The following is a 20,186-nucleotide window of genomic DNA, read 5'->3' on the forward strand; positions in this document are numbered from 1 at the left end:
TGGTCGCGGGCGTCCGTCGCCGCGTCCGGCCACCGCGTCCGCCACCGAGGTCCGTTCCCGGGGTCCGTTCCCGGGGTCCGTCCCCGGAGGTCGTCGCCGCGTCGGAACCCGGCACGGCCCCGAGGGAGCGACCGTCGGGCCGCCCGATCCCCGGTGAACAGCGGGTGGATCGATCGTCGAGTCACACCGGACGCTCGGATGATCGACTAGCTCCTCCGGTGCGCGAGAGACGACGGCCGCGAAGGAGACCCCGGTGGCACGGACACCTCTGTTCAGAACGGGAACACGACGGCACCCGCGCGGAGTCGCGCTCGCACTGGCGGGGGTGCTGGCGGCCGCCGTCTCGACCTCGGGCTCGGCGATCGCCGCAGACGGCGCGGCCGACGTCGTGCCGCGGCCGACCGCGGCGACGAGCGAGGCTGTGATGACCCCGACCACGCCGAGCCTCGCCGAGACCGCCGCCGAGGCCGAGATCTCCGCCGCGCCCTCGCAGTCCTCTCGCATCCTCTTCGACGGCGGCGACGAGTCCTTCAACGGTCTTCGATATCACTCGTTCCGCATCCCGGCGCTGATCAGGACCAACCGCGACACCCTCATCGCCTTCGCCGAGGGACGCGCGTCGAACAACCGCGACTTCGGCAACATCAACCTGCTCTACAAGCGCTCCACGGACGACGGGGCGTCCTGGTCGGGCCTGAACGAGGTGGTCGGCCGGGGCCAGGGCACCTGGGGGAATCCGACGCCCGTGGTGGACCGCACCGACAATCGGATCTGGCTGTTCATGAACCACCAGCCCGAGGGCAGCGGCACGGTGGACTCCTGGGACGACCGGCAGGTCTGGGTCTCCTCCAGCAGCGACGACGGCGTGACCTGGACCGACCCGGTGAACATGTCCGACACCCTCAAGCCCCGGACGCGCGCGGACGGGTCCAGCTGGAACTGGGACGCGATCGGCCCCGGAGTGGGCATCCAGACCACGGTGCGTGATCCCGGCAGGCTCGTGATCCCCGCCCAGCACCGCAACATCTACAGCGACGACCACGGCGAGACCTGGCAGGTCGAGGTCATGCGCACCACCTCGGGCGCCCCGATGGAGGAGACCGGGGAGTCCACGATCCTCGAACTGGCCGACGGCAGCCTCTACCGCAACGATCGGCCGACCACGGCGACGGCCGAACGTGGGAAGCGCCGCTGGGTCTCCCGCGGGTCGATCGAGAACGGCTTCACGCCGTTCGCCCCCGCGAGCTGCCTGTTGGACCCGATCAACGAGGCGTCCACCATGCGGTACAACTCCGACGAGCCCGCCCGGCTGGCCTTCGTGAACTCGGCCAGCACCGAGACGCGCACCAGAATGCGCATCCGGATGAGTGAGGACGAGGGCCGCACCTGGGGCTACAGCAGGCCGTTCTCCGACGCCCCGCTGTCCGGGGAGAGCAGCACCTACCGGGAGGGCGGCTACTCCAGCATCGCCAAGACCGCCGACTATCACGTCGGGGCGTTGATCGAGGTGAACGAGAACACCGGCAGCAGCGCGACCTCGAACCGCTCGATCGCCTTCCGAAAGGTGAACCTGCCGTGGATCCAGGGCGGCGTCGACGAGCCGGGCTGCTCCGGCGGATTGTGAGCCGGGCGCCGGGCGCCGGGCGGCGGGCGGCGGGCGGCGGGCGGCGGGCGGCGGATGTCCGGTGCACGGCGGTGGCGCCCGGCATAAGGTGCGCGGCATGAGTGAACCCGTCCGTCCACAGTGGCTGGAGTCCGAGCGTGAAGTGCTCCTGCGCTACCTGGAGAAGATGCGCCAGGCGGTGACGCGGGCCTGCGCGGGACTCTCCGACGCGGACCTGCGGGCCCCCGGCGTCCCGTCCGGCACGAACCTGCTCGGTCTCATCCAGCACCTGACCTGGTGCGGGGAGCACTGGTTCCAACGGGTCTTCCTCGATGTCGAGATCGCGAGCGACGAGTCGATGCGGGTCCCCGCGAGCCGGACCGCCGAGGAGGTCCTGACGGCCTACCGACAGGCCGCGGCGCGCAGCGACGAGATCGTGCGGGACTGCCCCGACCTCGCCACGCTCGCCGCCGCGGCCAACCCCGGCGAGGAGCTGCGCGTGCCGTTACGGGCCATCGTGGCGCACATGATCGAGGAGACCGGCAGGCACGCCGGCCACGCCGACATCCTCCGGGAACAGCTGGACGGGGCGACGGGGCTCTGACAGCCGAGACTCCCCTGGACGAGGCGTGCGACCGTCGGACGGTCGCACGCCCGTCGTCCGCACCTGCGCCGCCGGGCCGTCCTGCGCCGCCGTCACGGCCGCGCAGGCCACGCCCGCCCGCCGTAGCAGGTCGCCGCTGTCGGGTCCGTCCTGTCGACTCCGCCGCGCGGGGCCGGTCGCCCTCGTCGCGGCCGCGTTCCCGCCGCGACGTGACGGATGCCCGCAGGGCCTCGGAGACGGTCAGGCCAGGAAGCCGCCGTCGATGGTGAGCACGCTGCCCGTGACGAACGACGCGCCCGGGCTCGCGAGGAAGACGATGCCCGCCGCGATCTCCTCCGGGGTGCCGAAGCGGCCCAACGCGACGGCCGCCCGTTGGCGGTCGGCGTAGTCGCCCACCGGCGGGTTCATGTCGGTGGCGACCGCGCCGACCTGCACCACGTTGACGGTGATCTCGCGTGACGCGAGGTCCTGAGCCGCGCCGCGGCTGTATCCGGTGACCGCCGCCTTCGTCGCGGCGTAGTCGGCGACGCCGGGGAATCCGGCGCGGGCGGCGAGCGTCGAGCCGACCGTGATGATGCGTCCGCCGCGCCCGAGAACCCTGGTCGCGGCCCGAATGGCGGCGACCACGCCGCCGAGGTTGACGGCGATCTGGTGATCGAAGGCGGTCGTGTCGGCCTCGGGGTCGTCGACCCTGCCGTTGATCGACACCCCGGCGTTGTTCACCAGGACGTCCAGCCTGCCGAACTCGGTCGCCACGGTGTCGACGAGGGCGGTGACCTGGTCCGCGTCGGACTGGTCCGCCCGATAGGCGACCGCGCGGACTCCTCGGCGCCGCAGATCGCGGACGACCTCGTCGGCCTTCTCGGCCGAGGCGGAGTAGCCGATCGCCACGTTCAGTCCCTCGTCGGCCAGTGCTCGGGCGGTGGCGGCGCCGATGCCGCGTGAACCGCCGGTGACGAGGGCGACTCGTCCTGCCTGGTTGGTCGTCATGACGCTACCTCCAGTTTTATACCGTTCAGTATACAAGAGGAAGGCTATCCTATCGATCAGTACGGAAGCAGGGAGGGCACTCATGGCCACCGGACGCCCCCGCGAGTTCGACGTAGGCGAACGGCTGGACCGCGCGCTCGAGGTGTTCTGGCGCCACGGATACGAGGGCGCCGGACTCGCGGAGCTGACCGAGGCGATGGGCATCAGCAGGCCGAGCCTCTACGCCGCCTACGGCAACAAGGAGTCGTTGTTCCGCAAGGCGGTGGATCGCTATCTCGACGGGCCGGCGCGCCACATCCGGGAGGCCGCCGAGGCGCCGACGGCGCGGGCCGCCGCCGAAGGCCTCCTCCGCGGCGCGGCCTCGGTCACGACCACGGGCCCCAGCCGAGGCTGCCTGGTCGTGCAGTCCGCGCTGGTCACCGGCGCCCAGGCGGACGCCGCTCGCGACGAACTCGTCTCCCGGCGTCGCGCGGGCGAACTCGGCCTCCGTGCCCGCTTCGCACAGGCCAAGGCCGACGGCGAGCTGGGGGACGACGTCGACGCCGCCGACCTCGCCCGTTATATCGCGATGATCTCCTACGGCATCTCCGTCCAGGCCGCCGACGGCGCCGAGCGTGAAGAGCTGGACCGCGCCGTGGACCTGGCCCTGCGTGCCTGGCCCGCCGCATCGACGCCTGCCGAGCCGGCCCCTGCCGAGCCGGCGCCCGTCGAGCCGAGCCCCGCCGCGCCGACGCCTGCCGAGGGATGACCTCGCGGCGCCGGACGAGGGATGACCTCGCGGCGCCGGACGATCCGCGCCGAGCGGACGCGCCGAGCCCTCGATGCTCAACCGGGAAGCGTCTCCGAACCCGCTGCCGCGCCGAGTGCCGGCGGCGTCGACGGCGCGCGTTCCGCCGCGGGCACCCGCAGCGGAACGAACCAGGGGACGACGAGCAGCAGCACGGCCGCCGCCAGGAACGACGCCCGGACGTCGAAGGACTCCGAGATCAGGCCGCCCGCTGCCGCGCCGAGGCTGGTGGCGGCGAGTCCGCCGAGACGATAGACGCTGGTGATCCGCCCCAGCAGTTCCGGCGGCCCCACCTCCTGCCGGACGGAGGTGGAGGTGATGACCCAGACCAGGAAGGCCGCGTTGCCCACCACGATGACGAAGAAGATGAACACCACGCTGCGGGTGGAGATCTCCAACAGATAGGTCAGGGCCATGACGACCGGCAGCATCCGGAACATCCTCCGCCGCCCCAGCCGATGTCGCAGCCGCAGGGCCAGCATGCTGCCGAGCAGCGCCCCGAGGGACTCGCTCACCAGCAGCACCCCGTAGCCGATGGGCCCCAACGCCAGGTAGCGGGTCGCGAACAGCACGAACACCCCCGTGACCATCCCGATCGCGAACGACACGGTGATGCCCAGCAGGGTCACCGACCGCAGCACCGGGTGCCGTGCGGTGTAGGCGAGCCCCGCACGCATGTCGGCCACCACCCCCGACCGATTCGGCCGCCGCGCCGAAGGATCGTCGAAGCGGGCCGTGGTGGAGCGGACCCCCAGGATCAGCAGCCCGGAGACGAGGAAGGTCAGCGCGTTCACGAAGAACGGCAGGCTGGGATTCCAGGAGAACAGCACGCCGCCCATGGCGGGCCCGACGAAGGAGAACCCGAGGGTCAGCGCAGCCGTGAGCCAGCTGTTGGCCTGGACGAGGGCGTCCTTGGCCACCAGCTGCGGCAGCAGGGCCTGTGCCGAACTGTCGAAGAAGGTCTGACTGGAGCCCAAGACGATCACCACGAGCAGGACGAACCACATCGATCCGACCTCGGCGCCGACCACGACGGCGAAGGCCAGGACCGCCGCCGCCCGCACCGCGTCGGCGAGGATCATCAGTCTGCGACGACGCATCCGATCGGCCGCCACGCCCGCGAGAAGGATGAACAGCACCGGCGGCAGCGTCATGGCGACCCGGACCACGGCCACGACACGGTCGTCCTGCGCGATCTCGGTGGCCAGAAGCTGGATCGCGGGCAGATACATGCCCGATCCCAATGCCGATACCCCGGTGGAGAGCAGCAGAAGAATGAAACCTCGGTTGCTCTGCAGCGCAGCCGAGGACCACGCCCGCCTGTTCGTCATGAATTCTCTCGCCGGTGGTTCGCAGGGGTGCTCGATGATCTTGTTAACGGGAAGGTAACACAGCCGTCGCGGGGGCGTGACATGCCTGCGCTGATGCCCTGCCTGCCTGGTCACCGACCTCTCCGGCCTGTGGTTCGCGCCCGGACGTCGCGTCGACGAACGTCGCTCGCCGATGTCCGCCGACGATCCGACGACGTTCCTCGTGGACAGCAGAGGGAATATCGAGGACATCGCAGGGCAATTTTCTCGACGAAAAGGCGAATCGATTCCGCGCGCCGCCGCGTGGGGGTATTCGAAGGTGTTCTCCGGCGGCCCTCGTGCCGACGGATCCCAGACGGACCCCGCATCGGGCCGCGTCCCGGGCTCGCGGAATCACCGGGCGGCGGAGTACCCGAGGCGGAACGGGGAACCCCTCGTCCGACGAGCCCCGTCGCGGCAGGTCGCCGCAGCCGTCGGCACGGCGGTCGGCAGTGGGGAGGGAGGCGTGGATGGCGGGCATCGACGTGCGAGAGGTGGCGGCGGCGCTGTTCGACCTCGACGGTGTCGTCACGGACACCGCACGAGTGCACGCCGCGGCCTGGCGACGGCTGTTCGACGACTTCCTCGCGACCCGTCCCGCCGCCGAGGGCGAGGATCATCGGCCGTTCAGCCAGGAGGACTACCTGCGTGAGGTGGACGGCAGGTCGCGAGAGGACGGCGCCCGGGCCTTCCTGAGCTCCCGCGGGATCCGCCTGCCCGACGACGGGCCGGACGACGGCCGCGAGGACGGGACACGAGCGGCGGGTCCGGCCGAGACGGTGCACGACCTGACCAGACGGAAGGATGCCTGCTTCCAGCACGCCCTCGCCGACGGCGTGCACGTCTACCCCGACGCGCGCGAGCTGGTGACGTCCCTGCGTGGATGCGGACTGACCGTCGCCGTGGTCTCCGCGAGCCGCAACTGCGCCGCGGTCCTGGCCCGAGCAGGCATCGACGATCTCTTCGACGCACGGGTCGACGGCCTCCTCGCCGCGCGACGAGACCTGCCCGGCAAGCCCGATCCCGCCGTGTTCCTCGCCGCGGCCGAGCTGCTCGGCGTCCCGCCCGACCAGACCGCCGTGCTGGAGGACGCCGAGGCAGGCGTCCTCGCGGGCAGGCGCGGCGCATTCGGTCTGGTGGTGGGCGTCGACCGAGCGGGCGACGGCTCTCGGCTGCGCGCCGCGGGCGCCCATGTCGTCGTGTCGAACCTCGACGAACTGGCGATCCACGGCTGCGCGGAGGCCGATCGGCCCGCCACCGGCCCCGGCCGGGCGGGCCGGGACGCCGCGGCAGGCGAGACTCGGGGGCAGGAAATCGTCGACGGACCTGTCGAGCCGTCGCATGGCGACGGGCCGGCGAGGCCGGATCGACACGGCGGCGGCCCGGCGACCACCGCAGGCCGCCGCCGCACGGGCTCGACCGGCACGGGCTCGGCCGGGCCGGGGAGCGGGCGGCCGTCGTGACGGCGTGGGAACTGCTGTTCGAAGGCTTCGACCCCGCCGACGAGGGCAGGCGGGAGGCGCTGTGCGTCGTCGGCAACGGGTACCTCGCCACCCGAGGCGCCGCGCCGGAGTCCGTCGCCGACGGGGTGCACTACCCGGGGACCTATGTCGCGGGCTGCTACAACCGCGTGACCAGCCGGATCGCCGGTCACGACATCGAAGACGAGTCGATGGTCAACCTCCCGAACTGGCTGCTGCTCACCTTCCGGATCGACGACGGGCCGTGGTTCGCACCGGACTCCGCGGAACTGCTGGAACACGAGCAGGAACTGGACATGGAGCGCGGACTGCTACTGCGCCGACTTCGTTTCCGTGATGCGCGAGGACGCACCACCCGGCTGGTTCAGCGCCGGTTCGTCCATCTCGGCTCGCCACACCTCGCAGGCCTGGAGACGACGATCGTGGCCGAGGACTGGTCCGGGCGGCTGACCTTCCGCAGCGGCATCGACGGACGGATCACCAACGCCGGCGTGGCGCGCTACCGGGCGTTGAACGGCCGCCATCTGATCGAGCACGGCACCGAGGAGGCGCGCCCCGACACGGTGCTGCTGCACGCCAGGACGAGCCAGTCCGGCATCCTCGTCGCCGAGGCGTGCCGTTCGACGGTGTGGTGCGACGCCGAGGTCGTCGAGCCGACGCGCACCCTGTGCAGACAGGACGACCTGATCGCCCAGCAGATGAGCGTCGACCTCACACCCGGCCGCCAGGCCCGGCTGGAGAAGATCGTCTCGGTGCACACCTCGCGCGATCTCGCCGCCACCGAGCCCAGGGAGGAGGCCGTCGGCGACCTGGCGGACGCGGCGGGGTTCGACGACCTGCTCGCCACGCACGTCCTGGCCTGGGACCAGGTGTGGTCGCGGTACCGCTGCGGCCTGTCGGCCGACGTCGAGGCGCGGCAGGCGGTGAACCTCAACCTCTTCCACCTGGCGCAGACGCTCTCGACGCACACCGCGGATCTCGACGTCGGCGTCCCGGCGCGTGGACTGCACGGCGAGGCCTACCGGGGGCACGTCTTCTGGGATGAGCTGTTCGTGCTTCCCACGATCACGCTGCGCACCCCGCACCTGACCCGGTCCCTGCTGCTGTATCGCCATCGTCGGCTCCCACAGGCTCGGCTCGCCGCCCGCCGCGAGGGCCTGACCGGGGCGATGTATCCCTGGCAGAGCGGCAGCAACGGCCGCGAGGAGAGCCAGTTCATGCACCTCAACCCGGAGTCCGGCCGCTGGCTGCGGGACGACACGCATCTCCAGCGCCACATCGGCATCGCGATCGCCTACAACGTGTGGCACTACTACCAGGCGACCGGCGACGAGGAGTTCCTCAGCTCCTTCGGAGCGGAGATGATCCTGGAGATCACCCGCTTCTTCGCGTCGCTCGCCCGGTACGACCACGGCCGCGACCGGTACGTCATCCGCGGCGTGGTCGGCCCCGACGAGTACCACACAGCCTATCCGGGCTCAGACCGTCCCGGAATCGACAATCACGCCTACACCAACATCATGACGGCCTGGCTGTGCCGGGTCGCCGTCGACGTCGTCACCACCGTTCTGCCCACCGAGCGCGGCGACGAGCTGATGGAGACGCTGCGGCTGCGGCATCGCGAGATCGACCGGTGGCGCCGCATGTCACGCAAGTTGTTCGTTCCGTTCCACGACGACGGGGTGATCAGCCAGTTCGAAGGCTATGAACGGCTCGCCGAGCTGGACTGGGACGACTACCGCCGCCGCTATCCCGACATCCACAGGCTGGACCGCATCCTGGAGGCGGAGGGGCGCGACCCGAACGACTTTCAGGCCTCCAAACAGGCCGACGTGCTGATGCTCTTCTACCTGCTGTCGTCAGACGAGCTGATCGAGATCCTGCGGGACCTCGGGTACGACTTCACCGGGGAGCAGATCCCGAAGAACATCGAGTACTACCTGGGCCGCACCTCCCACGGCTCCACGCTCAGCTCCGTGGTGCACGCCTGGGTCCTGGCGCGCAGCCACCGGGCGCGTGCCGTCGAGTTCTTCGACCGCGCCATCGTGTCGGACCTGCACGACGTTCAGAAGGGCACGACCCAGGAGGGCATCCACCTCGCCGGGATGGTCGGCGGCGTCGACCTGCTGCAACGGTGTTTCGCGGGCATCGAGGTCCGCGAGGGCGTGCTGCGACTGGACCCGCACTGGCCCGCCGAGCTCGGTGTGCTGGAGCTGACCATCCGCTACCACCACCAGCCGGTGCTGGTGCGGGTGAGCGGCCGCACCGTGACGGTGCGCACCGCGCCGGGACCGCGCAGGCCCGCGATCCGATGCGTGTGCGGCCCGGAGAGCGTGCTGCTCGGCCCCGGCGAGACCGTTCACTTCTCGACGCGGGCCGCCTCGCACGCCGGCCGCGGGCCGACGCCCGCATCCGCCGACGAACTGTGACGCGCGCGGACGCGCCGCCGCTCGCGTCGTGCCGCGGGCCGCGGGCCGCTCGATGTTCCGCCGCCGTACCCGTCCGCGCGGGCGCGCACCACGCGGGCTCGTCTGCCGTCGAGGCAGCGAGGCCCGGTCCGCCGACTCCGGGCTCCGGGGTGTCGGGTTGTCGATCGGTCAGGAGGACGGCGCGGGAGACGCCTCCGCGATCCGGCCGAGTTCCCGCAGCCCGGCATAGGCCAGGGTGGCGAGTCCGGTGGGCGAGACGACGCTCAGCGCGATGTCCAAGGCCTCGGCACGCTCCTCGACGCTGAGGCGACGCGGATCGAGCACCTCGGCGGCGGGCACGGCCAGATCCTCCAGTGCTCGAGTGCAGCGGTGGTAGGCCAGCCGCACGGGGTCGATCTCGACAGGCCCGTACCCCTCGAAGAACCAGGTCTGCTCCTGCGGCGTGACCTGCGCGAAGGGCAGCACCCCGCCGAGCACGAACAACAGATCCAGCTCTCGGGGCGCCAGCACCGCGTCGTCCCAGTCGAGCAGGAAGACCTCGTCATCGCCCGCCGCCAGCACGTTGCCCAGATGCGGGTCACCGTGGCAGACGACGCGACGGGTCGGCCGGGTCCGCAGCTCCGCGGCCAGGGACTCCGCCTGGTCGAGAAGCACGCCGATGAGCGTCGACGCGGCCTGCCAGCCCGTCGCCAGGGAACGGACGAGCGGGTCGCCCCGGAGACGATCTGCCGTCGCGTCGGCGGACGGTCCTCGGGCAGGCTCGGCGGCGAGATTCGGGGCGCCGGACGCGCCTCGGGATCGCGCACCGTCGGCCCCCGGTTCGGCGGGCGCCGCGGCGACGGCGTCGAGTCGTCGGCCGACGGAGCGGGCCACGGCCGCGTACTGCTCGTGGGTCCGATGGTCCTCCTGTCGCAGGATCTCGACCAGTGTCTCGGTGACCTCGGTGGCGTGGGTCCGGGCGAGCAGCTCACCGTAGGCGATCCACTGCCGCCGGGTCATCCCGCCGAGCGCCGCCTCGTGGGAGATCCACGGGACGAGGGACAGCCTGCGTCCCTCGCGGTCGCTCCACCAGCGGCCCGCACGGGTCGGGATCGGCCCCACCACCCCCGCGATGCCCTGGTGCGCGAGCCGTGCCGCCAGGATCAGACCCGCCGGGCTCCCGCCGCCGCTCCACTTCACCGCGTAACACGCGCCGTCCGAGGCCAGGCCCTGCCACACCTCGGCGGCCGAGTCCGCGCCCTCGGCGACGGAGTCGATCGCGGTGAGGTCGACGGCGAAGTCCGCCAGGACCCAGGACCGCAGCCGATCGAGGTCGACCGCAGGCCGCTCCCCCTCGGCGCTCGCATGCCGTTCGGAATCCAGGCTCACTCGGGCGGACCTCGCTCCTTCTGCTCGACCGCCGTCCCGTGCTGCCGTCGCCGCACGCGCCGGGAGGCGATCCGGGGTTCGACTCTCGGATCTTCGTGGCCCGTCACGCTCGCCGCAACCGGGTTCCCCGGCGACGCCGGCGGGTGCGGCGTGGCGCCCGGCCGCGCCGTCGACGACCTTCCTCAGGGTCGCCGCGTGCCGCCCGCACGGCGGTGGCGAGCGTCGGCTGGCCGCCGCGGCGGCGATCCTGCTCCCACGGCGCACGACGACAGGGGCCGCCGAGCCGAGACCGAGACACCCGAAGCCGACTGCGAAGCCGCGCCGCCGACCGTCGCCGGCCGGAATCGGACATCGTGAAACACTCGATCCAGCGACCATCCGACTACGGTCCGAAGTGGACTCGCTACGACGGGCGCGCGTCGACCGGCAGAACGGGGTGGTCGCCGGCCCGTCCTTCTCTCCTCAGTCGACGACGATCACGGAGGAAGTCGATGGGCAAGGGCATGAATCGACGTGGATTCCTGCACACGTCCGCGCTCGGGACCGGCGCCGGGGTGGCGGCGTTGTCGCTGTCCTCGGCGCCCGCCGCCGCATACGACGCGCACGACGACGAACGACCCTCGGCCGGGCACGGGGCGGGCAGGCTGCGTGTGGAGCGCACGACCGTCGAGTACGCCGACACCCTGCTGGGCACCGACGTGACGACCCCTCGACTGTCGTGGGTGACCGCCGCCGAAGGACACGGCGCACGACAGTCCGCCTACCAGGTGCAGGTCACCACCGATCCGAACGACTGGCCGCGCGGCCGGGCCTGGGACTCCGGCCGGGTCGCGTCCGATCGCTCGATCGGCGTCGAATACGCGGGCGAGCCGCTGCGCCCCCGCACCCGTTACCACTGGCGGGTGCGGGTCTGGGACGGCCGGGGCCGCCGATCGGACTGGAGCGACGTCCGCTGGTGGGAGACCGCGATGCTCGGCGAGGACTGGCAGGCCCGCTGGATCGGCGCCCCGGCCACGGAGGCCCCGCCGACGTTGGACGGCACCTCGTGGATCTGGTCGGCCGACGCCTCGCCCGAGACGGCGCCGGTCGGCGACCGCTGGTTCCACGGCGAGCTACGGCTTCCCCCGGGCGCCGAGATCGCCCGCGCCCGCATCGTCGCCACCGCGGACGACGACTTCACCCTGTACCTGGGCGGCGCACGGGTGTTGCACGCCCCGGAACAGGTCGACACGTGGCGGCGGGCGCGGCTCGCCGACTGCACCGAGGCGGTCCGCGCGGCCGGCGAGCACGTGCGAGTCGCCGTCGTGGCCCACAACCGGCCCGGACCCGACGTGAACCCCGCCGGACTGCTGCTGCGGCTCCTGATCGAACTGTCCGACGGAGAGACCGCCGAGCTCACCAGCGGCGCGGGCTGGCAGGTCACCGACGTCGAACCGGACGACGTCACCGATCCGGACGTCGAGGACGGAACCTGGTCCGCGGCGGCCGTGCTGGCCGCGTACGGCGAGGGACCATGGGGCGACGGCGTCGACGTGAGCGGCCCGGAGCGACCCGCGCCGCTGCTGCGCCGCGAGTTCGCCCTGCCCGGCCCGGTGACCCGCGCCCGGCTCTACGTCAGCGGACTCGCCTACTACGAGGCCGAGGTCAACGGTCGCCGCGTCGGCACCCAGGTCCTCGATCCGGGGTTCACGAACTACGACGAGACCGTGTTGTACACCGTCCACGACGTCACCGACCTGCTGCATGTCGGCGACAACGCCCTCGGCGTCACCCTCGGCAGGGGCTTCTACGGGATGACCACGCCCAACGTGTGGAACTGGCACACCCCGCCGTGGCACGGCGAGCCGCGGCTGCTCGCGCGACTCGACGTCGACCATGCCGACGGCAGCCGGACCATCGTCGGCACCGACGCCGACTGGCGGATCGCCGAGGGGCCCACGGTGTCGAACTCGCAGTTCGCGGGCGAGACCTACGACGCCAGGCTCGCGAGGCCGGGCTGGTCCTCGCCCGGCTTCGACGACGGCGACTGGCCGACCCCGGCCGTGGTGTCCGCGCCGGCAGGCAGGCTGTCGGCCCAGCAGCACGAGCCGATCGAGGTGCTCGCGACCATCCGTCCCGTCGGCATCACCGAGCCGAGTCCCGGCGTCCACGTCGTGGACATGGGCCGGACGATGGCGGGCTGGACGCGGCTGTCGGTCCGGGCGCCCGCAGGCACCAGGATCGGGTTGGAACACGGCGAACAGCTCGACGACGACGGCCGGGTGATCGGTACGAACGGTCACGTGCCAGGCCGACACCAGTTCGACGAGTACGTCTGCGCGGGCGGCGGAACGGAGGTCTGGGAGCCCCGGTTCTCCTACAAGGGATTCCGATACGTCGAGGTCACCGGGCTGCCCGAGCCGCCGAGCCCGGAGCAGGTGCTCGGCCGACTCGTGCACAGCGCCGTTCCCGAGGCAGGCCGCTTCGGGTGTTCCGAGCCGTTCTACGAACAGCTGGACCGGGCGATGCGGCGGACGCTGCTGAACAACTTCCACGGCCTGCCCACCGACACGCCCATGTTCGAGAAGAACGGCTGGACCGGCGACGTCCAGGTCGCGGCGCCCACGATGCTGTTCGCCTTCGACCTGTCCCGCTTCCTCGGCAAGTGGATCGGCGACATCGCCGACAGCCAGAACGCCGACGGCGCGGTGCCGGTGATCGTGCCCAGCAGCGGCTGGGGCTACACGAATCTCGCCCCCTCGCCGGAGTGGACGACGGTGTACCCGTTCCTGCTGCGGGAGATGTACCGCGTCTACGCCGACGACCGGCTCGTCGCCCGGCACTGGGACTCGCTGGCCCGGTATCTGGACTGGGAGATCGATCGGCTGGTCGACGACCTGGCGATCACCGCGTTGGGCGACTGGCTCCCGCCCGGCTATCAGTCGGGCATCCCGCCGGAGGACACCCGGCTGACCGCGACGGCGTATCTGTGCCGCGCGCTCCGCCACGCCGCCGAACTGGGCGAGCGGCTGGGCAGGTCCGAGGCCGCCGAGCGGTACCGGACGACGGCCGAACGCTGCCGCGTCGCGTTGAACGCCGCCTTCCTCGGTCCCCAGGGGCACTATCGCACCGACCGCGATCCCGAGTACCGGCAGAGCTCCAACGCCGTTCCGCTGGCCTTCGGGCTGGTGCCGCCCGAGTCCGAGGCATCGGTGCTGGCCTCGCTGGTGGCCGACATCCGAGCCCGAGGCGATCATCTGAACACCGGTTGTCTGGGGACGAGCGTGCTGCTGCCCGTGCTCAGTGCCCACGGTCACTCCGAGCTCGCCCACGCCGTCGCCACGCGACGCGACTACCCGAGCTGGGGCCACTGGTTCGACAACGGCGCCGACACCATGTGGGAGATGTGGGAGATCGACTCCCGATCTCGCGACCACTACTTCCAGGGCACGGTCGTGCAGTGGCTCTACGAGAACGTGGCGGGGCTGCGTCCCGGCGACGACGGGTGCCGGACCCTCGTGGTGCGGCCGGACGCGCGGGTCGGGGTCGACTGGGCGCGTGTCTCGCTCGACACGGTGCGGGGAACGGCCGCCGTCGCGTGGGAACGGGCGGACCCCGGCCTGATCCTGCGGGTCCGTGTCCCCGTCGGCGTCTCCGCCGAGGTGCACGTGCCCGCCGAGAGCGCCGAGGACGTCGACAGCACACCCGCGGCGGCGTTCCTCCGCATGGAGGACGGCCACGCGGTACTGCGCGTCGACCACGGCGCCTGGGAGTTCACCAGCCGGGTCGGCTGAGGCTCGGTCCTCGGCGGCTCGGGCCGGCGGGTCGGGTCGATGCGACCGTCGGGTCATCGGATCGTCGGATCGCTGTGTCGTCGGGCCGTCGGACCGGGCCGTCGGGTCGCTGTGGCACCGCGTCACCGCGTCACCGGGGATCCCGCCGGCCTCAGCGACCGCACCACGGCGAGCCCCCAGGCGGCGGATCGCGACGGCCGCGACGACGGTCGTCCCCGGACGGCGAGACCGGCTTGGCGCCGACCCGCTGTCGCGACGGCGGCCCGCTGTCGTGACGCCGACCCGCTGTCGTGGCGGCGGGAAGCAATCGGCATCCGGGCGCGTTGGGACAGACGTCCGGCGACCGCGGCGACGACACCGTCGCGGTGCGCCCGCTCCGCGCCACCTGCGGATCGGCCGTCCCCACCCCGTGAACGGAGTCGCACCGTCCATGAGTGAACCCGTCCCCCCGAATGAAGCCCTCAAGGTCGACATCTTCTCCGACATCAACTGCCCCTGGTGCTACATCGGCAAGCGCCGCTTCGAGGCGGCGGTCGCGCAGGCGGGCGAGAACGTGCTGGTCGAGTACCGCAGCTACGAACTGGCCCCGGACACCCCGGTCGACTTCGAGGGCACCAGCGCCGAGTACCTGCACCGCAGTCGGGGGATGCCCGCCGACCAGGTCGAGCAGCGGTTGCGGCAGGTGACCGACATCGCCGCGGCGGAGGGGCTCGCCTACGACATGCCGGCCGTCCGACACTCCAACACCCGCAAGGCGCACCGGCTGCTCCACCACGCCAAGGAGACCGGTGTGCAGGCCGAGCTCAAGGAACGCCTGTTGAGCGCCCACTTCGAACAGGGCCGCAACGTCGGACGCGACGAGGAGCTGCTCGCACTGGCCGTCGAGGTCGGCCTCGATCGGGACCGGGTGTCGGCCGTGCTCGCGAGCGACGAGTACGAGGACGCCGTGGAACAGGATCTCCGGCTGGCGCGGCAGTACGGCATCCAGGGTGTGCCCTTCTTCGTGATCGACGGACGGTACGGGGTCTCGGGTGCGCAGGAGTCCGAGGCCTTCGTCGAGGTCCTGCGCACCGTGCGAGCGGGCGGTGGGTGAGGGCATGGCCGACGAGACGAGCGGATCGAAGGCCGTCCCGGCGGTGGACCCGGCGGTGGACTCGACGACCACCTCGACACGACCGCTCGCCGCGGCCGGCGCGCCGCTGCGGCTGTTCGGCGACGCAGGCGGGCAGGCCTGCGAGGGCGACGAGTGTCTGATCCCGGCTTCCTCGGACCTGTCGTCCGGTGCGGCGGACGGACCGCCGACGTCGTGATCGGCTAGGGGCAGGCCGGCGGCGCCGCCGGCCGAGGGACCGCGTGTGACGGCCTGGGTCGCGGGCAGATCTGCCCGACTCGGGGGCGGCGGATCTTCGCATCGCCCGCGATCCGCCGGATGTCCCCGGGTCGACGCGAGCGTGCGGCGAGCCGATCGTCGCCCGCCCGCCTGCGACCGCCGCACCGCCCGGCTGCGCGGCACCCGGCGTCGGCATGGTCCCGGTGCCGCCGCCGAGACGTCCTTCAGCGGCCGCGCCGAGACACGACGTCGACGCCGACGAAGCCGCCGGTCACGCACCAGGACCGGTGCGGATCACTCGACCGCCGCCCGTCCGGCCGGTGTGGACCGTCGGGATGATCCGCTACCTTCGGTGCATGATCCGATCCGGCATGTCCTGGTCCGACGGTCCGCTGACAGCCTTCGATCTGGAGACGACGGGGGTGGACACGGCGACCGACAGACTCGTCACCGCGACCATCGTCGCCATCGTTCCCGGCGCGGAGCCGGTCGTGTCGAGCTGGCTGGCCGATCCCGGGGTGGAGATCCCGTCGGCGGCGGCCGAGGTCCACGGGATCAGCACCGAACACGCCCGCGCCCACGGCCGGGACGCGGCGACGGTGGTGGCCGAGATCGCCGACACCCTGGCCCGGGTCTGGTCCCCCACCACGCCGCTGTGCGTCTTCAACGCGGGCTTCGACCTGTCGCTGCTGGACGCCGAACTGCGCCGCCACCACGGGCGCGACCTGGTGCTCGGCGGCCCGGTGATCGACCCGATGTGCATCGACAAGCATCTGGACCGCTATCGCAGGGGAAAGCGCACCCTGAGCGCCCTCTGCGAGCACCATCAGGTGCGGCTGGAGGACGCCCACAGCTCCACCGGCGACGCGCTCGCCTGCGCCCGGCTGGCCTGGCGACTCGCCAGGAGCCACCCGGAGCAGATCGGCACCGTCGATCTGGCGGAGCTGCACACCCGGCAGGCGGGCTGGTATCGGACGCAGACCACCGGCTTCGCCGACTACCTGGACAAGCTCGCCGGCCGCGAGGCCGACCCGGCCGAGGCCGAGCAGCTGCGCGGTCGCGCCGCCGACGTCCGCTCCACCGCCGATCACTGGCCGCTGCGTCGGGTGACGGCGCCCGTCGAGGCGACGGCGCCCGTCGAGGTGTCGGCGGCGGGCTAGCGGCGGGCCGGCCTGCGGCGTGCCAGGCATCGCGGGGCGGCGGTGTCGGACACGGCCGATGCGATGCCGTGGTGCCGTGTCACGGCCGCCCTAAGGCAGGGGCGTCGTACGGCGGGGACGGCCTGCGGCGGGTGACCGGCGGAGTCCGCTCGGCTCCGTCGCCGAGTAGGTTCCACCCCGCGATGATCCTGTGTCGTCCCCCTGCACGGCGACGCGGCGACGTGCTCACGGGTCGGGCGGAACGGACCTCACCGGGTGTCGCGTCGCCGCGCGCACACCTCGATCTCGATCTTCATCCGGGGGTCGGCCAGGCCGCACACCAGCATCGTGGCGGCGGGGCGGACCTCGCCGAAGCAGCGACGCAGCACGGGCCAGCAGGGCTCGAAGTCCGCGCGGTCGGGCAGCAGGTATCGCACGCGCACGACGTCGGCGACGGTGCACCCCGCCTCGGCGAGCGCGGACTCGATGTTGCGCAGGCACTGCCGCGCCTGCTCCACGACGTCGTCGGAGATCGTCATCGTGGTGTAGTCGAACCCGGTCGTACCGGACACGTGCACCCAGTCGCCGTCGACCACGGCACGGGCGTACCCGATCTGCTCCTCGAAGGTCGAGCCGCTCGGGATCGCGCGTCGTTCTGTCATGCGCCGAACGCTAAGCCGCCGCGCCCGATACGTCTAATAGCTCTGAATCACCGTTCTGATATCTCTGGAGATATGGATCGTCCCGAACTCCCGCTGCCCCAGCTGCATGCCTTCGTCGTACTCGCCGAGGAGCTGCACTTCGGCCACGCCGCCACGCGGCTGGGCATCGCCCAACCGCCGCTGAGCCAGCAGATCCGCAGGCTGGAGGACAGGGTCGGCCACCGGCTGCTGTGTCGCGAGCCGGGGCGCGTCACGCTGACGCCCGCGGGTCGGGAGCTGCTGCCCGCCGCGAGACTGGCGCTGGCCGGCCTCGCGGACGGGCTGGCCGCGGCGCGGGCGGTCGGCAGCGGCACGGCGGGGACGCTGCGCATCGGGTTCGCCGCGTCCCTCGCCCTGACCGTGCTGCCCGGTCTGCTCCGCGCCTTCCGCGAGCGCTCGCCCGGGGTGACACTGGACATCCGTGAGATGACCACCACCCCGCAGCTCGCCGCCCTCCAGGACGGGGCCGTCGACATCGGTCTTCTTCGGGAGCCACCGCCCGAGGACGAGGCCGCCGGGCTCGGGTTCACGACCGTGCTCACCGAGCCCTTCGTCGCCGTGCTGCCTGCCGGGCATCCACTCGCCGACCGCCGAACCGTTCCGGTCGCGGCGCTCGCGGATCATCCGTTCGTGCTGCTGCCCCGTGCGGTCGGGCCCCGACTGCACGATCAGATCATCGGCCTGTGCACGGCGGCGGGCTTCGCTCCCGAGATCGCGCAGCACGCGGTGGAATGGCAGACCGTCTGCGCCCTGGTGGAGACCGGGCTCGGGGTGTCGCTGGCCCCGGCGAGCATCCGCCGCATCCGGATGAAGGGCGTCGCCTTCCGGCGCGTCGATCCCGACACGGTACGCACCCGCGTCGCGGTCGCCTGGCGAGCAGACGACCGAAACCCGCTGGTCACCGGCCTCCTGGCAGCCGTGCGCCCAGCGGCTGACGCCACGCGGGCCGCCGCCTCAGCCGCTCGGGGTGTACAGCTGCCCGAAGCGGATGCGGTTGCCGAACGGGTCCCGTAGCCCGCAGTCGACGCCGTAGGGCTTCTCGGTCGGCTCGTCGGTGAACTCGACGCCCTTGGCGAGGAGCTTCTCGTAGGTGGCGTGACAGTCGTCGGTGGTCAGCATGAGCCAGCCGCCCATCGCGCCCTTGGTGACGAGCTCCCGCACCTGTTCGGCGGTCGACTCGTCCATCGACGGCGGGCCGGGCTTCTCCAGGAGGATCTGCCTGCCCGGCTCGCCGGGAGCCGTGACGGTGAGCCAGCGCATGAGGCCGAGGTCGGTGTCGGTATGCAGGTCGAGGCCCAGGACGTCCACGTAGAACGTGCGGGCCTCGTCCTGGTCGAGGACGTAGATCTGGGACTGGGTGATCGCGGTGAACATGGGAGGAACGCTATTCGGCGACGTCGCCGGAGGCTTCTCCGAAAGGACTCGGTCGCAACCAGGACTTCGCGAAGCACGTCGGGACGGGCAGCCGGCCGACCCGACGTCGGTAGTCGGTGGGCGACTCGCCGACGATGTCGCGGAACGTCCGGCTGAACGTGCCGAGGCTCGTGAAGCCCACAGCCATGCAGATCTCCGTCACGCCGCGGTCGGTCTCGCGCAGCAGGTCCATGGAACGTTCCACCCGCCTACGCCGCAGATACTGGTGGGGCGTCTCGCCGAAGGTCGCCCGGAAGGCGCGGATGAGGTACGTCCGGGAGACGTGCACGGAACGGGCCAGCGCGGCGAGGTCCGACGGCTGCGCGTAGCACCGGTCCATCCGGTCTCGAACCCGCAGCATCCTGCGGTTGGACTCCTCCACGGCACGACTCATGGCCGGAGTGGACCATGGCCGACCGACGATCGTCCGCACCGCGATGACGAGGCCGCCGGGTCCCCGCCACGTCCCCGCGAGCCCGGGCAGGCGGGGCGGCGCGAGCGAGCAGGCTCGGCCGCCGGGCCTGCCCGGTCCGGCTGCCTCGGCGACCGGCCGCGGCGTCGGCCTCGGCTCGCCGGCCGGCCCGCTCCGAAGGAGGTCGCGGCACCTTGGGCACGGCAGGCCACACCGTCCACTCCCACATCCGTCGGCCTCTGACCTGCGGGTATCCCGCCGCTCGCCGGAGCGGCGCGGACGCGGACCGTGAATTCGCCGCCGCACCGCTGCCGGAGTGATCGTGACGTGCGACACTTCAGGACGTCGTGGGGAACAATCGGGCTGCCGATCTAGTTGGACAGGTTGGTCGTCAGTTTTGTGTTCGTGTTTCACCACGCTCGCGGAAACGATGTTGCGGGCGCGCCGTCTCTTTCCTTGCAGGCCAAGCTGGAGAAGTCGCCGTCTGAGACCCGACCCGGGCGCCGCACGGTGCGGACCCGTTTGGCCTTGAGAAGGAGCAGACATGGCACAGGGAACAGTCAAGTGGTTCAACGCGGAGAAGGGCTTCGGCTTCATCGCTCAGGAGAGCGGCCCCGACGTGTTCGTCCACTACTCGGAGATCGACGGTAACGGCTACCGCACGCTGGAGGAGAACCAGCCCGTCGAGTTCGAGATCAACCAGGGCCCGAAGGGCCCGCAGGCCGTGAGCGTCCGCGCGGTCTGAGAACCGCCTTCCTCGGACGGTCCCCGGCGACGCGATCGCTGAGAACGTCGAGATTCGCTGCC

General features: G+C 72.0%; 17 protein-coding genes. 11 read left to right on the plus strand and 6 right to left on the minus strand.

All coding sequences use genetic code 11. From position 1 onward, the window contains the following. The first annotated feature begins 253 nt into the window (after positions 1 to 253). Positions 254 to 1,624: a sialidase family protein gene (locus AHOG_RS18340; protein ID WP_093942454.1), complete on the plus strand. Its 1,371-nt coding sequence runs from the start codon at positions 254 to 256 to the stop codon at positions 1,622 to 1,624. Positions 1,625 to 1,721: 97 nt separating this feature from the next. Next, positions 1,722 to 2,207 carry a DinB family protein gene (locus AHOG_RS18345; protein ID WP_093942455.1) on the plus strand — a complete coding sequence of 162 codons (486 nt, stop codon included), beginning with the start codon at positions 1,722 to 1,724 and terminating at the stop codon, positions 2,205 to 2,207. Positions 2,208 to 2,447: 240 nt separating this feature from the next. Here the strand turns inward: AHOG_RS18345 and AHOG_RS18350 are convergent, their stop codons facing one another. After that, a complete protein-coding gene (locus tag AHOG_RS18350) occupies positions 2,448 to 3,197 on the minus strand; it encodes an SDR family NAD(P)-dependent oxidoreductase (protein ID WP_093942456.1) in 750 nt (249 codons plus the stop codon). Positions 3,198 to 3,279: 82 nt separating this feature from the next. Here AHOG_RS18350 and AHOG_RS18355 point away from each other — a divergent pair, with 82 nt between their 5' ends. Beyond that, on the plus strand, positions 3,280 to 3,945 hold the full coding sequence (locus tag AHOG_RS18355) for a TetR/AcrR family transcriptional regulator (RefSeq protein ID WP_093942457.1): 666 nt from the start codon (positions 3,280 to 3,282) through the stop codon (positions 3,943 to 3,945). Positions 3,946 to 4,022: 77 nt separating this feature from the next. On the opposite strand, the gene AHOG_RS18360 is transcribed toward AHOG_RS18355, so the two are convergent. Then, positions 4,023 to 5,315, minus strand: coding sequence for an MFS transporter (locus AHOG_RS18360; RefSeq protein ID WP_157736906.1), 1,293 nt, complete (start codon positions 5,313 to 5,315; stop codon positions 4,023 to 4,025). Positions 5,316 to 5,803: 488 nt separating this feature from the next. Between AHOG_RS18360 and AHOG_RS18365 the strand changes: the two genes are divergently transcribed. Beyond that, positions 5,804 to 6,796 carry an HAD family hydrolase gene (locus tag AHOG_RS18365; protein ID WP_093942459.1) on the plus strand — a complete coding sequence of 331 codons (993 nt, stop codon included), beginning with the start codon at positions 5,804 to 5,806 and terminating at the stop codon, positions 6,794 to 6,796. Continuing rightward, entirely contained in the window at positions 6,793 to 9,243 is a 2,451-nt protein-coding gene (locus AHOG_RS18370; RefSeq protein ID WP_093942460.1) for a glycoside hydrolase family 65 protein, read from the plus strand. The genes AHOG_RS18365 and AHOG_RS18370 overlap by 4 nt, the downstream gene beginning before the upstream one ends. Before the next feature lie 168 nt (positions 9,244 to 9,411). Here AHOG_RS18370 and AHOG_RS18375 read toward each other — a convergent pair whose 3' ends face one another. After that, a complete protein-coding gene (locus tag AHOG_RS18375; protein ID WP_211290443.1) occupies positions 9,412 to 10,611 on the minus strand; it encodes a phosphotransferase in 1,200 nt (399 codons plus the stop codon). 491 nt (positions 10,612 to 11,102) lie between these two features. Here AHOG_RS18375 and AHOG_RS18380 point away from each other — a divergent pair, with 491 nt between their 5' ends. The 4 genes from AHOG_RS18380 to AHOG_RS18395 all read left to right on the plus strand — a co-directional run bounded on the left by AHOG_RS18380 (position 11,103) and on the right by AHOG_RS18395 (position 16,874). Further along, the gene (locus AHOG_RS18380) at positions 11,103 to 14,384 is read left to right on the plus strand and encodes an alpha-L-rhamnosidase (protein ID WP_093942462.1); all 3,282 of its coding nucleotides are present in this window, start codon (positions 11,103 to 11,105) and stop codon (positions 14,382 to 14,384) included. 430 nt (positions 14,385 to 14,814) lie between these two features. Continuing rightward, positions 14,815 to 15,477, plus strand: coding sequence for a DsbA family oxidoreductase (locus AHOG_RS18385; RefSeq protein ID WP_093944576.1), 663 nt, complete (start codon positions 14,815 to 14,817; stop codon positions 15,475 to 15,477). Between the two features lie 4 nt (positions 15,478 to 15,481). Further along, on the plus strand, positions 15,482 to 15,694 hold the full coding sequence (locus tag AHOG_RS18390) for a hypothetical protein (protein WP_157736907.1): 213 nt from the start codon (positions 15,482 to 15,484) through the stop codon (positions 15,692 to 15,694). 376 nt (positions 15,695 to 16,070) lie between these two features. Continuing rightward, complete coding sequence (locus AHOG_RS18395) at positions 16,071 to 16,874, plus strand: exonuclease domain-containing protein (RefSeq protein ID WP_093944577.1); 804 nt, start codon at positions 16,071 to 16,073, stop codon at positions 16,872 to 16,874. A 248-nt stretch (positions 16,875 to 17,122) separates the two neighbouring features. Here the strand turns inward: AHOG_RS18395 and AHOG_RS18400 are convergent, their stop codons facing one another. Further along, on the minus strand, positions 17,123 to 17,515 hold the full coding sequence (locus AHOG_RS18400; protein WP_093942464.1) for a RidA family protein: 393 nt from the start codon (positions 17,513 to 17,515) through the stop codon (positions 17,123 to 17,125). Between the two features lie 72 nt (positions 17,516 to 17,587). On the opposite strand from AHOG_RS18400, the gene AHOG_RS18405 reads away from it, so the two are divergent. Then, positions 17,588 to 18,568 (plus strand): LysR family transcriptional regulator, encoded by a 981-nt coding sequence (locus AHOG_RS18405; RefSeq protein WP_093942465.1) that lies wholly within the window; start codon positions 17,588 to 17,590, stop codon positions 18,566 to 18,568. Here AHOG_RS18405 and AHOG_RS18410 read toward each other — a convergent pair. Then, complete coding sequence (locus tag AHOG_RS18410; RefSeq protein ID WP_093942466.1) at positions 18,509 to 18,928, minus strand: VOC family protein; 420 nt, start codon at positions 18,926 to 18,928, stop codon at positions 18,509 to 18,511. The two genes, AHOG_RS18405 and AHOG_RS18410, sit on opposite strands and share 60 nt — an antisense overlap. Positions 18,929 to 18,938: 10 nt before the next feature. After that, positions 18,939 to 19,361, minus strand: coding sequence for a helix-turn-helix domain-containing protein (locus tag AHOG_RS18415; RefSeq protein WP_093942467.1), 423 nt, complete (start codon positions 19,359 to 19,361; stop codon positions 18,939 to 18,941). A gap of 562 nt (positions 19,362 to 19,923) precedes the next feature. On the opposite strand from AHOG_RS18415, the gene AHOG_RS18420 reads away from it, so the two are divergent. Continuing rightward, positions 19,924 to 20,124 (plus strand): cold-shock protein, encoded by a 201-nt coding sequence (locus AHOG_RS18420; RefSeq protein ID WP_093942468.1) that lies wholly within the window; start codon positions 19,924 to 19,926, stop codon positions 20,122 to 20,124. The last annotated feature ends 62 nt before the right edge of the window (positions 20,125 to 20,186 follow it).

The sequence above is a fragment of the Actinoalloteichus hoggarensis genome (assembly GCF_002234535.1).
In the GTDB taxonomy this organism is placed as follows: Bacteria; Actinomycetota; Actinomycetes; order Mycobacteriales; family Pseudonocardiaceae; genus Actinoalloteichus_A; species Actinoalloteichus_A hoggarensis.

What these genes read in the sequence shown, in the direction of transcription:
- AHOG_RS18365 (WP_093942459.1), top strand. Translation starts at nt 5,804, where the DNA reads ATGGCGGGCATCGACGTGCGAGAGGTGGCGGCGGCGCTGTTCGACCTC.
- AHOG_RS18420 (WP_093942468.1), top strand. Translation starts at nt 19,924, where the DNA reads ATGGCACAGGGAACAGTCAAGTGGTTCAACGCGGAGAAGGGCTTCGGC.
- AHOG_RS18390 (WP_157736907.1), top strand. Translation starts at nt 15,482, where the DNA reads ATGGCCGACGAGACGAGCGGATCGAAGGCCGTCCCGGCGGTGGACCCG.
- AHOG_RS18360 (WP_157736906.1), bottom strand. Translation starts at nt 5,315, where the DNA reads ATGACGAACAGGCGGGCGTGGTCCTCGGCTGCGCTGCAGAGCAACCGA.
- AHOG_RS18355 (WP_093942457.1), top strand. Translation starts at nt 3,280, where the DNA reads ATGGCCACCGGACGCCCCCGCGAGTTCGACGTAGGCGAACGGCTGGAC.
- AHOG_RS18405 (WP_093942465.1), top strand. Translation starts at nt 17,588, where the DNA reads ATGGATCGTCCCGAACTCCCGCTGCCCCAGCTGCATGCCTTCGTCGTA.
- AHOG_RS18410 (WP_093942466.1), bottom strand. Translation starts at nt 18,928, where the DNA reads ATGTTCACCGCGATCACCCAGTCCCAGATCTACGTCCTCGACCAGGAC.
- AHOG_RS18395 (WP_093944577.1), top strand. Translation starts at nt 16,071, where the DNA reads ATGATCCGATCCGGCATGTCCTGGTCCGACGGTCCGCTGACAGCCTTC.
- AHOG_RS18380 (WP_093942462.1), top strand. Translation starts at nt 11,103, where the DNA reads ATGGGCAAGGGCATGAATCGACGTGGATTCCTGCACACGTCCGCGCTC.
- AHOG_RS18415 (WP_093942467.1), bottom strand. Translation starts at nt 19,361, where the DNA reads ATGAGTCGTGCCGTGGAGGAGTCCAACCGCAGGATGCTGCGGGTTCGA.
- AHOG_RS18345 (WP_093942455.1), top strand. Translation starts at nt 1,722, where the DNA reads ATGAGTGAACCCGTCCGTCCACAGTGGCTGGAGTCCGAGCGTGAAGTG.
- AHOG_RS18350 (WP_093942456.1), bottom strand. Translation starts at nt 3,197, where the DNA reads ATGACGACCAACCAGGCAGGACGAGTCGCCCTCGTCACCGGCGGTTCA.
- AHOG_RS18400 (WP_093942464.1), bottom strand. Translation starts at nt 17,515, where the DNA reads ATGACAGAACGACGCGCGATCCCGAGCGGCTCGACCTTCGAGGAGCAG.
- AHOG_RS18385 (WP_093944576.1), top strand. Translation starts at nt 14,815, where the DNA reads ATGAGTGAACCCGTCCCCCCGAATGAAGCCCTCAAGGTCGACATCTTC.